Annotated in this window: 7 protein-coding genes; 5 read left to right on the plus strand and 2 right to left on the minus strand. The window is 46.5% G+C overall.

Translation table 11 applies throughout. The annotated features are described in order from the left end of the window. Positions 1 to 11 precede the first annotated feature (11 nt). Both EIZ37_RS04455 and EIZ37_RS04460 read left to right on the plus strand, forming a co-directional pair. The gene (locus EIZ37_RS04455) at positions 12 to 4,214 is read left to right on the plus strand and encodes a hypothetical protein (RefSeq protein WP_134683370.1); all 4,203 of its coding nucleotides are present in this window, start codon (positions 12 to 14) and stop codon (positions 4,212 to 4,214) included. Then, a complete protein-coding gene (locus EIZ37_RS04460; RefSeq protein ID WP_134683371.1) occupies positions 4,175 to 7,063 on the plus strand; it encodes a lipase/acyltransferase domain-containing protein in 2,889 nt (962 codons plus the stop codon). The genes EIZ37_RS04455 and EIZ37_RS04460 overlap by 40 nt, the downstream gene beginning before the upstream one ends. A 385-nt stretch (positions 7,064 to 7,448) precedes the next feature. Here EIZ37_RS04460 and EIZ37_RS04465 read toward each other — a convergent pair whose 3' ends face one another. Further along, positions 7,449 to 7,724: a hypothetical protein gene (locus EIZ37_RS04465; protein ID WP_134683372.1), complete on the minus strand. Its 276-nt coding sequence runs from the start codon at positions 7,722 to 7,724 to the stop codon at positions 7,449 to 7,451. Positions 7,725 to 7,860: 136 nt separating this feature from the next. Between EIZ37_RS04465 and EIZ37_RS04470 the strand changes: the two genes are divergently transcribed. Further along, a complete protein-coding gene (locus EIZ37_RS04470; protein WP_134683373.1) occupies positions 7,861 to 8,358 on the plus strand; it encodes a YwhD family protein in 498 nt (165 codons plus the stop codon). Between the two features lie 254 nt (positions 8,359 to 8,612). Next, positions 8,613 to 8,888: a hypothetical protein gene (locus EIZ37_RS04475; protein ID WP_235827889.1), complete on the plus strand. Its 276-nt coding sequence runs from the start codon at positions 8,613 to 8,615 to the stop codon at positions 8,886 to 8,888. A 59-nt stretch (positions 8,889 to 8,947) separates the two neighbouring features. On the opposite strand, the gene EIZ37_RS04480 is transcribed toward EIZ37_RS04475, so the two are convergent. Further along, entirely contained in the window at positions 8,948 to 10,984 is a 2,037-nt protein-coding gene (locus tag EIZ37_RS04480) for a transglycosylase domain-containing protein (protein WP_134683374.1), read from the minus strand. Positions 10,985 to 11,223: 239 nt separating this feature from the next. Between EIZ37_RS04480 and speE the strand changes: the two genes are divergently transcribed. Next, entirely contained in the window at positions 11,224 to 12,057 is an 834-nt protein-coding gene (gene speE / locus EIZ37_RS04485) for a polyamine aminopropyltransferase (protein WP_134683572.1), read from the plus strand. Positions 12,058 to 12,070: the final 13 nt, after the last annotated feature.

The following is a 12,070-nucleotide window of genomic DNA, read 5'->3' on the forward strand; positions in this document are numbered from 1 at the left end:
AGGAGGATTGTATGCGGAGAGCAATTAGCCAAGTAATGAAAGTGTTAATGATTCTTTCCCTTCTTATACCCACTATTCCGTTTGTAGACATTAAAGTTATTGATGCAGCGCCTGCGTCAACAGGTGCTTACTATTATTCTGTCTCAAACAGCATGATTTCATCGATTAATAAACATGGGCTTACTCCCGGTAAGATTAATAAGGACAAAGTTGTAGTTGGTTCCTCAAAAGTTAAATTTGATAGGATACAAGCTCAATCAGATGATGGATTTGGGCCAATTGAGTCAGAAATAACAGTGGAAAGATGGGATGAAAATAGACAATCAATCCAAACGTTAACTGGATACGCAATGGCATTCGCTGATCTAGCGAAAACCGCAGACGCAGGCTATATCATGGTTGACGATGTGGAGTTAGTAACCTGGATAAAAATTTTAAACGGAAATCCAAACTATGTGAGGAGTAAAATTTTTCCATACAGAGTAACAGATAGAGATGGAAAATTCCTTTACAACGCATACAACCTTGCCGAAGTTGCCTATCATTCAGGAGGCCAAGGGGTTGAAAGTCCAACGGATGGTCTTGTTGAGACAAGAAATTCCCAAGAAGATTGGTGGGAAAGCCATGGCAAATTTATTGCCACTCCCAGACCGAAAGCTGAGATTAAAGCGTACAGTGGTAACATTGAAAAGACCCGGTTCAAATCGAATGAAACAATTACTTTAAAAGGCAAAGTAACTGATTATTCGATCTACGATAAGGGATCAACACCTGTAAATATTGCCATTATCAATACGAAAGCGAACAGCGAGTATCAAAGCAATGAAGGTGGCACGGAGTTACAAAAATCTCCTCCGCTTTCTGTTGGAGAGAACATTTACAAGGGCACCTTTGTAGCCACAGATAAGCACGGTAGGACAACACAAAGGTCAAGTGATACAGGCAATAGTACCCCTGAAGAGATCTACATATCTGTTGAGGCAGCAGTTTGTACGGCTATATCCGGTACACTGAAAGTATCCGGCCAAGCAGACAAGACACTCAGTAATGGAGGAACTGAACCATTACCTAGCGGAAAAAACACCATCACCTTGGTGTTTCCCCAATCAGGAACATTAAAGATAGACGGGGCTACAAGAGGCACAGGTACGACCTTCGCTAGTCTTCTCGTTGATGACTCTACGGTAATTCAATTTACACCAGCAAACGCTACCTATTGCACCTGGGAAAAAACCTTTACCTCTTCAGGTGGAGGCGGTGGTGATGGTGAAGATCCAGGGCAGAACGAATGCGATGATATCCTCGAAGTTTCGACGATGACAGGTTCAGGCAAGGGTGAAATCAAAACACAAATGCCATCAGATCCAGATACGGCTTATAAGCTTGCATACGATACAGATACCATCACGCTTGAAGCTGATGAACGTGGTGAATTTCGTATCGGAAATACCGTATTGAAGTCCAATACAGGTTTTGCGACAACGTTATATAGCGGGACCTTTCCGACGGATGGCTCCATTTTTACCCTGAGCTATCGATCGGAAGATGGCAAGGAGTGCTGGGTAAAAAAGTTTTACGTCGGTGAACGTAACACAGGAGAATATGAATGTCCGTGGTTTACTGCAGAAGATGGGTGGAATGGTAAACTTTTTGATGGGAATACAATTACCCAGGGCTTAAACAGTGATTTATCGATACGTGCTTGGTTTGAACCTCCTGGTGGAGAAGCTGACCATGTACCTGTCTATTGGAGAGTTACAGCACCGGATGGTTCCGTAAGCGAGTACCAAATGGAACTCAATGATCATGATCAAATGCGATTGCAGCCTACTAGCTTATTGACCATACGGGGTGGCTTCAAACAAGTCGGAACGTATACCATTACATACTTTTATGACAAGCTTGCCGGAAATGACCCGTATAAGTCTTGGAAGGAAATGGGCTGCCCGTGGACGATCTATGTGAATGTAAGTGCGTGTGAGAATACAACTTTCTCTGTAACGGACAATGGAAAAGCAGCGTATGCAAACAAGGATGCTGAAACGGGAGAATACAACCTGGAGTTATCGAAAAACGTTTCCAGCCATGCACTGAAATTTACATCGAAGTTTGCTGGCGACGCTACCAATGCAAGCTGGGTATTGAAAAGTGTAAATAGTGCGACCCCGTTAAAAACGGCAACAAATGCTAGCACGTTTGACTACACACTGGATGAAGTCGGTGAATACGTCCTTACGATCACCTACAAGATCGGTAATGAAACCTGTGTGAAGACGGTTCGCATTACGTTTGGAGAGGATTGTAACGATCTTGGTATCGTGGCCAAGATCAACAACCAAAAAGCAGATGTAACCGGGAATGGAACAAAAGCAGATCCATTCGTAGTTTATATGCCAGCTGGACAAGACAATCGCTTTACATTGAGTTTGACCTTGGATGGCGAGGTACTGACCGATGATTACGAATGGAGTCTTTATCGAAATGACGTATTCCAGTATAAGGATGAAGTCACGAACTTCTCTTATACGATACCGAATGGATCAAATATTTATTCCGTAAGAGTTAGAGAGCTCATCGACAATATCGATTGTGAACGTTGGATCGTATTTAGGGTTGGAGAGCCGCCGGATCCGGAACAACCTCCAGTGGATCCGGAACTCCGTTGTCAGGATGTTTATATGCATCTGCTGACCGAAGCCAAGAGCTATTTGGACGTGGCGCCAGCTCCCGAACATACAGGATCGGCATCGTTCACTGTTACAACGAATACGCTGGATCGCTTTGCCGTCTTAGTGTCCGACGGGCCCACGGAAATTGGCAACAATATTGATGTGAAATGGGAGACTTCTTTGGTGAATCAGGCGCCATCCGAGTTTGCCGATAGTCTGTTCATTGGCAAGGGTACACCGGCAGGAACTTATACCATTAAGGCTACCGTCAATGAACCTGCAAATCCGAACATTAATGGATGCGTGTTTTTGCTAACCATCACAATTAAAACCGGGGGCACACCTCCTTCAGAAGACGGTCCCGGCGGTCCTGTAGACGGCGGACAAATGAACATCCGCCTCTATGATTCTACCGATCGGTTACTTACCAGCACAGCTGACGGGGTATGGGAAAAAGAGCCTGTCCGGATCGAAGTAACCATTGATCAAAGCAAGATCGATCGTGCTTTTTCCACCATAGATGCGGAAATTCGCAGGGCGATCGAGGAGAAAAAAGCCGAGTATGAGTCCAAATTCGCGGGTGAAGAGTACGAAGGCGTTCAAGTACGGATCGATCCTGCCCAATGGAATACAAAAACAAATTCCGCGACTGTCTGGCCGTCTTCCTTTGAAATGAAGGTAGATGGGCCGGGAATTGATCAATCCTATCAGCTTCAACCCAAGCTGCAAACGCAGTCCAAAATATATACAGGGACGAATGCCCCGACCTTAACGACCTGGAACCTCACGTTGCTTGCCGACGATTATCGCGTATCGACGGAAGACTTTACGATCACGGCACCTTACCGTATCGATTTCGAGGTGCGCTATTCCAAGTGTGAAAAGAAAGATGGTGAGGAAGGCGAAGAGGAAGATGAGAAAACGTGCACTCCTGGCACAGAAACGGGAACGCTTACCGGAACATATACGATCGTGGTAAAAGGCGACCAGACTCAGTTTGAAGTATACGAGCTAAATGCCAAAGGCTATCTCGACCATACCGCAGAATGGAAAGAGTACCATTCCCGAGACCGTTACCCCGGAAGCAAGGAAAACGACTTCTATGCAGGCGAACGCATTCTGATCAGGGTGCAATTTGACGCCAAGCATAGACATCCGTTCAGCAATCGGTACCCGGACATAGTAGCTGCGAACGGGTGGATTTCGGAAACGGGCCAGCGTTCGGCACTGCTGCAATCTACCTTAGCCCTTCAAAAGGCTTCCTCTACGATGTGGAAAGGTCCCAGCCATCAGGTTCAAAAGCTGGGAGCAAGAGAAATGGGTGTGGATACAACGTTGATGGGTGATAAGCAGCAGGGCTTCAAAAAGGGCTCCAGCTATGCAGTCTATTTCAACGTTCAGTTCGCATTCGGTGTGGGCAAGGGATTTGCGTTTGCGAACAAACAAACGGGTACGGGTCACGACCAGGCTGACTATCGAGCTGTTTTCAACATTATTGCCAACGCTTGGGAGCGACAAGGCATTCGCAACCATACTTCTCATTAAAATTTCTTTGCACCCCCTCTCTGTCTTTTTCTACCTTAAAAGGGAAGATGAGTGAGGGGGTTGTTGTTTTGAAAGGAAGCCATGGAAGACTCGTCGTCTGTCTCTTCCTGCTGATTGCACTTCTGGGCAATGCCTCATTTGGTGCATATGCTAGAGACACGCAAGGATTCATAGAAGAATATCTGGCGTGGATGGAGAAGGAGCGCGGACATATCCAGATGCAGCTGGATAAAAAATATGATGAAGTAGAGATTGTGGCAGCTGGTCAGGAAGCGTCCGATCGCGTTGAATTTGAAAAGACAGATCGAGTCGCGCTGGAGATCGAAGGGCTGGAGGAAAGCGTCTGGCTGCAAATCCGTGCATATGATTCAAAGCACCTCGTACATACTGCCTTGTATCGCGTTGGCTTATCTCAAGAAACGGACGATCTGGATGGGGATGATATCAAGGTTGAAAAGGCGAAATGGAAAAAGGAGCCTTCAGAAGATGCGCTTTTCTTACAACTGTTTGCCATTGAGAAAGTAGAGAAGTCCTCCTCTCTGGAAGACCAGGAAGAAACCTTTTACAAACGGGCATACGGCTCAAAAGATCCCGAGCATGCTCTGGAGGAAAAGGAAGAAGGGGGAAAAGTATCGGCAAAGGACCTGCTTGATACATTCGAATTGGAGCCTAACAATACCCTAGACAAGGCGGATTGGATCTTTGTCGGCAAGGATGCATACGGCAAGATCAGAGAAAGCGGCGATGTCGACTACTGGAAAGTAAAAGCTCCGAAAACGGGGAACTTTCGAATCTGGCTGGGAGAAATGCCTGCCAATGAAAACTATGATCTCTACTTGTATACCGCAGACGGAAAAGAGGTAAAAAGTTCGCTCAATTCCGGGACCATGGATGAAGTGATCGATAACATCGCATTTGTGAAAGACGAATGGTATTACATCAAGATAGCAGGAAAAGGAGAATCTTCGGACAGAGACAGATACTACCATGTCAAAATCGAATATTTGGCGGCAGGATCAATCGTGATGCCTGATAAATACGAATCGAACAATTTTCCGGCAAATGCAACCGAAGCGCAAAGCGATACCGTATACCAAGGGACGACTCACGAACTGGGAGACATCGACTATTACAAGTTTCGGGTAGATCTGGCATCCACCATGGAGTTCTCTTTGACGAATATCCCGGAAGGCATGGATCTGGATATCTATCTCCTCGACAGCAATCAAAAGCAGCTGGCAAAGTCTGACAAAGCAAAACATGCAGACGAGTCTATCATCTATAACGGAGACCCAGGGTTCTATTACGTAAAGGTTGTGGCTAGCAAACGTTCGGTGCTTGTCCATCATGAGTACAAGATGGAAGGCGTTATCCGTACGATTCCGGTTATCTTAATTCCGGGGATAGGCGGTTCCCGATTAAAGGTAAAGGAAAACGGAAGTGTATCAGACGCTTGGCTTGATTTAGATGGAATGCTGTTTGACAATATCATTGATGTTCACAGGAGAATTCTTCCTTTGTATCCGAAAAAATGGGGTGGAACGGAGGTTGTTCCAAAGGATAAAGGAGTGGAGATTTTCCCTGAGGAAGATGATCATGGACTTCGCGGTATTGAGTATTTGACCTATACGGATATTGATTTTGCTAGGAACAAATCTGAACAATATTACAGCATGAGCAAACATCTGGAAAAAATGGGATATCAACGCGGGGTAACTTTATTCGGGCATCCATACGATTGGCGACTGAGCAGCACCCAAAATGCAAAGAACTTGAAAGCACGAATCGATAGAGCATTAAGTGTTTCAAAAGCGAAGCAAGTTCAAATAGTGTGTCACAGTATGGGAGGCATTCTGACGAAAGAAACGCTATTATCGAATCCTTCCTATCAAGCAAAAACCAAAAGGGTTATCTACATGGGTACACCTTTCTTGGGTTCACCACGAGCCTATCAAGCTTTAAAGTATGGATATGACTTTGGAATACTGTTATTAAATGAAGAGACGCTTAGACAGGTTGGCGAATATTCGCCAGCAGTATATGAATTACTCCCATCTCGGACATATGTGCAGACTCATGATTTCCTCAAAAAAATAATTGGAAACGTCACAAAGAAAATGTCGTATACGGCTATGTTTACGGATCCGGACTTACAGTTGCCATATACGCCTTTGGGGATGCAAGCCGACCAATTCCATAACAAATGGGATAAAAAGAAGCTTAATGTCCCGCAATACTTGATTGTTGGACAAGGCTTTCCAACATTAGGGGGATATACTGTTCAAGCGAATAATCCCTCCAGCCAGGTGGCTTTTTTCGATCAAGCACAAGGTGATGGAACGGTTCCGTTTGATAGTGCCAATCATGATAATAAGGATATCAAGAAAAAATTCTATGTGACGGAGGAGCATGCCACTCTCCCCAAAAACCCCTACGTGATCCAGCAAGTTGCACATTTACTTTTAGGGATAGAAAAGGTTCAACCTCAGTTAAGTGAAAAGCCGAAGAAAAGCTTTGCCTACAACTATTATGTAATTTATCGAGAAGATGGAAATTTCCCAGAAGTCACTCTCACCAGTAAACGGAAAGCGATTAGGCTGGATGAAAGTGTACAAAAAGTAGGAGATGTTCGAATTGAGTATCATGGAAATGTCATTGTTGTTTTTATGCCTCAAGAAAAAACAAAAAGTGAAGCAATGGGGTATCAGATTACATCTTCTCCCATAGTCAACTCGGAAAAAAGCGGGGTCATCATTGAACAGTTTTCTTCGGAAGGGAATCGGTCAGGAAAAGAAAGCAACAAACGTACTATGCTGCAAAATAACGATTTCCTGAAATTACAACCATAAGCATCAATTTATGCCGAAAGGACGATTCTATGCTAGAAGGCGTTTTTATCACATTGATGCTAATCATCATTTTACCTTTTCGAACGGTACTCTATTGGCTTGTATTAGGGATAACCTTGGGAGTCGATCGATTCATGAAAAGGTTCTGGATAACCACAATCATAAGTCTTATCATTTCAGGAGTTTCTTTCTATGTCTATAGCAGCTACAATCCCGGTTATTTACACCTAAATCAAGCCTTATGGCCGTTTTATGCAATCGCAGCGACTATAAATGCTCTTTTTGTTGCTTGGTTGATTAAGGTTCTTTCTAAAAAATTCACCCCCCGCCCCAAAAACACAAGCGGGGGAGAATCATAAACGCACATCCGGAACAGAGCCTACATCTACAACCGCCCAGGAGTCTTCTTCACCTCAAAATCGGTCAGACTCTTCGTCACGCTGCCGCCCTCACCGAGATGAATCTCATACATGGAAGGAACACTCGTCTTTATCCCGACAGCGGAATGCGGCGGTTCTTCTTTCACATTCGATATCACAGGAGATTCGGCCGCCTTTTGCGCGACGATTTGATCAAGCACCTTTGCTTCTGTCGGATATGGTTTCATCAGTTGGCGTTCCCGATTCAAATCGATATCGATTTTGCGTGGGCCATCAGCCATGCTTGTCATCCTCCCTTCCTGCATAGCATACCCGCAGTACCCTCTTCCGATAAGCCAGATGTGCTCGCCAAATTGCACATGTCGGCTGTTTCGGGGTACAATAAAGAAACGAAGGCAATGTGCGAGAGGTGTAAAGATGGATATTTTCAATAACAAGAATAACCAATTTACGATTATGAGCAGTAAAACGGATGTGCATGGCGGATTTGGCCAAGGAGTGCTGGATCTGAGCAGTGTGACCCCTGTGATCATTGACGGTGACGAGGCTTACATTGACATGGGGGCCTTGCACGCAAAAAGCGTGGTCGAAAAAGGGATCAAATGGACGACCGATAAAGAAGAGGTTCCCAATGGCAAGCCTTATTGGCTCGTCTGGGTAACGGTCGATCAAAAGGAAGAAGGTCCTTATTACGCAGGTGTGACCGCATGCTACATGGAGATCGACAGAGAAGCGCGCCGCGGATACAAAATCCTTGCTGATCATGTGAACCGTATGGACTATGCGATGAAACGCCGCATTATGGTGTCAGAGCTGGATGAGACCTCCAAGAAGGCGCTGAAAAAACTATTAATGGAACATAAACCACAATTCTGGGATAACTCTTCCGACGAATTGAAGCAATCGCTCGCCTAAAATTGAACGGTCTGTGAACACTTTGTGAAAGCAATTGTGACAAAAAACCTTCTCAGGTAAACTTAATTTGAAAACTGCATACACGTTACACTAGGTCAACAAGCAGGGAAGGATGCCGTCGTCTTTCCCTGTTTGTCTTTTTTTTCGTCCCATGAATGCGAGTTGGCAGTAAACCATTCCCATTATCAAAGGCTCTTTGGCGAGACACACTACTCGTGAAGGATAAACTGTAACTGCTAAAGGGGTGTGGCACATTGCAAACGGGCAATGGAACCAATCTGGGAGCGAATCAGGGAACCAATCAAGGAGCCAATGATCATTACGTCCGCCATGGCGGCGTTCATTTCACGTTGAATGCGTCCCCACAGGAAATCAACAATTATGTTCGCAAGTTGCCTGCCGGTAAACGGGACAGCTTGTTTGAAGTCATGGATCATTTGGACGAAGCGGGGCTGATCACTGTCGTGAATGACCATGTTTTTGCTGATGGCAACGGCATTGTCGGCGGCGGGGACCAAAACCCTTCCTAAACCAAACAAAACCCACACGGCAGGCATCGTGCCCGTGCAGTGTGGGTTTTGTTCGTACTTTAATTCCGCCACCAATTCCAAAAAGATCGATCCTCCGGCGGGGTAGGCTGTGTCGGTGTAGTGTTTTCAGGCAAATGGTCGGTGCAGTATTCCTGCGGCTCCGAGCCGGCTGCAAAGAAATACAGCTGTGTCTTTGGGCAATGCTCGGTTGCCAGCTTCCCATTTTCAGGGTTGATGTATACGGAGCGGATTCCCGCCGGCATGTCAAACAGCGCTGGAGGCTGATCGCTTAAGGCGCTCTCCATAAATTCGGCCCAGATCTGGGCGGCGTAACGTGCTTCGGGTACCTCTTCCAGCTTGCGGCCTTGGTCATACCCCAGCCACACGGAGGTAACCAGCTGAGGGGTAAAGCCGCTCAACCACGCGTCATAGTCTGTCGTGCCGGTTTTTCCTGCAACAGGCCGATTCAACCGATTGGCGACGCGATAGGCGGTCGCTCCCGGTTGTTCAAAAACGCTTTGCATCATGTAGGTCAAAAGAAAGGTCGGGATCGGATCCACCACACGGGTTTTCTCCGGTTTTTCCTCCACCAGCACATTTCCCTGTGCATCCTCGATACGGGTAATCGCGATGGGCTTCACCTTTTCCCCTTGGTTCGCGATCGTGGCATAGGCCAAGGTCAACTCAAACGGAGAGACGGGCGAAGTCCCCAAAGCCAGTGACGGCACAGCCTGCATCGGGCTGGTAATGCCCAGCGCTTTTGCCTGATCGATCACCTTTTCTGGCGTAATCTGCTCAATCGTTTTCACCGCATAAATGTTATCCGATGTCGCGATCGCATGCTGCAGGGAAATATAATCATGGGCATAGCGCTCACCGAAGTTCTTCGGGATATATTCCTTGCCGTTGTCATAACTGAAGACGGTTGGTTCGCTTTTCATCATGGTTAACGGCGTAAACCCATTTTGCAGTGCAGCCAGATAGAGGATCGGCTTAAAGGAAGACCCGGGTTGGCGCTGACTAAACACGCGATTATACTGGCTTTCCTGATAATCCCGTCCGCCGACCATGGCTTTGACTTCTCCGGTATTGGGATCGATGGCAACCAAGGCGGTTTGCAGTTCTTTGTTTTCCTTCGGGATAAACTTGGCGACGGCTTCTTCCGCCTTTTTTTGCATGTTGTGATCAAGCGTCGTGTAAATTTTCAGCCCACCGCGTACAAACATTTCTTCACTGATCCCATATTTTTGGGTAACCAGCGTAGCGATGTAGTCACGGAAATAAGGGGCAACATCGGGACCTTTCTGGGCTTCTTTCTTTTGCAGCTTAATCTCTTCTTTGTATGCTTGCTCCGCTTGCTCTGCCGTAATAAAGCCCTCGCGCTGCATGGCATCCAGTATGATTTTTTGCCGATTTTTTGCTTTCTCCCAGTCCACATAAGGAGAGTAATAGGTAGGGCCTTTCGGAACACCTGCGATCAAGGCGCTTTCTGCCAGCGTCAGATCCTTGGCATCCTTTCCGAAATATGTCTTGGCCGCCGCTTGAGCCCCATAGGCAGAATGGCCATAATAGATCTGGTTCAGATACATCTCCAATATCTCGTCCTTGCTATAGTTCAGTTCCAGCTGGATGGTCAGCAAGGCCTCTCTGATTTTTCGTTCCCACGTCTTATCGTTGGTCAAGTAAAGGCTGCGAGCCAACTGTTGGGTAATCGTGCTGGCCCCCTGTACCTTGTCCAGATGCTTGATATCCACATAGATGGCCATGGCCAAACGTTTCAGGTCAAAGCCGTAGTGTTCGTAAAATTTGCGATCCTCTACAGAGATAGTCGCTTGTACCAGAGAAGGTGCGATCTGATTCAGAGGGACCACATACCGGTTTTCTCCGCGGTGCAGCGTGTCCAGCACGTCTCCGTTGCTGGCGAAAAGGGTCGTCGTCTGATTAATGGTCGCTACGGGCAGAGGCTGGGAACGCAGAAAAAAGATAAGGAGTAAGAGGACAAAGGAACAGCCGAGTACGCCAAACAAAGCCAGTTTGACCAGTCGTCGAAACCAGCGGAACCAACGTATGAGGGGAACCTCTCGAATCACTTCCACGTACGATCACATCCTTCCTAAGCCAGAGTCCGGCTCGCGCTCGATTGCGCTCGGGTTATTTCATCCATGAACAGGCATACTAATATGGGAATTCACTAATCATTATGGGTGGAAATGGCAAATCCCATACTTTTTCGCGCGAGTTTGCCCGCATACCGAAAAAATCCTTGCATTTTGGGGGTAAGCCACTATAATTTTCTTGTTGACTTATGAGTATAGGGAGGTACTACCTGATGAACATGGATTTGTGGTACACCGAGAAACAAACCGAGAATCACGGCATTACAACCAAAATTACCGAGACTCTTTACCATGAAAAAACAGAGTTTCAGCAGATAGACATTATCAATACGAAACAATTTGGCCGCATGCTGGTACTGGATGGCATGGTCATGACAACGGATGTAGATGAGTTCGTGTATCACGAGATGATCACGCACATCGCGATGAATACCCACCCGAATCCGAAAAAAGTGCTGGTTGTTGGCGGCGGAGACGGCGGCGCGATTCGTGAAATCGTGAAGCATGCTGCTGTAGAAAAAGCGGTATTGGCAGAGATCGATGGCGGCGTGATCGAATCCAGCAAAAAGTTCTTCCCAGAGATCGCAAGCGCGCTGATGGGTCACCCAAAAGTAGACGTGCAAGTCATTGACGGCATCAAGCACATCCATGACCATAAAGGCGAATACGATGTGATCATGGTGGATTCCACTGAGCCAGTGGGACCAGCAGTGGGTCTGTTTGAAAAAGGCTTCTACCAAGGCATTTTTGATGCATTGAAACCAGATGGCATCATGGTTGCGCAAACCGAATCTCCTTGGTTCAACCGCGAACTGATCAAACGCGTATTCAAAGACCTGAAATCCATTTTCCCTGTGACCCGTCTGTATACATGCAGCATTCCAACTTATCCATCGGGTCTGTGGAGCTTCACCATCGCTTCCAAAAAATATGATCCGCTCGAAGTAGATCCAAGCAGCATCAAAGATCTGGAAACCAAGTACTATTCTCCAGAGCTGCACCATGCAGTGTTCAAGCTGCCAAAATTCGTGGCTGAGCTCACTCGCGACTAGGAGGACAAGCGTC

The organism is Brevibacillus migulae (assembly GCF_004521915.1).
GTDB lineage: Bacteria > Bacillota > Bacilli > Brevibacillales > Brevibacillaceae > Brevibacillus_F > Brevibacillus_F migulae.

Coding starts and splice junctions, on each gene's coding strand:
- EIZ37_RS04470 (WP_134683373.1), top strand. CDS start 7,861: ATGGATATTTTCAATAACAAGAATAACCAATTTACGATTATGAGCAGT.
- speE (WP_134683572.1), top strand. CDS start 11,224: ATGGATTTGTGGTACACCGAGAAACAAACCGAGAATCACGGCATTACA.
- EIZ37_RS04465 (WP_134683372.1), bottom strand. CDS start 7,724: ATGGCTGATGGCCCACGCAAAATCGATATCGATTTGAATCGGGAACGC.
- EIZ37_RS04455 (WP_134683370.1), top strand. CDS start 12: ATGCGGAGAGCAATTAGCCAAGTAATGAAAGTGTTAATGATTCTTTCC.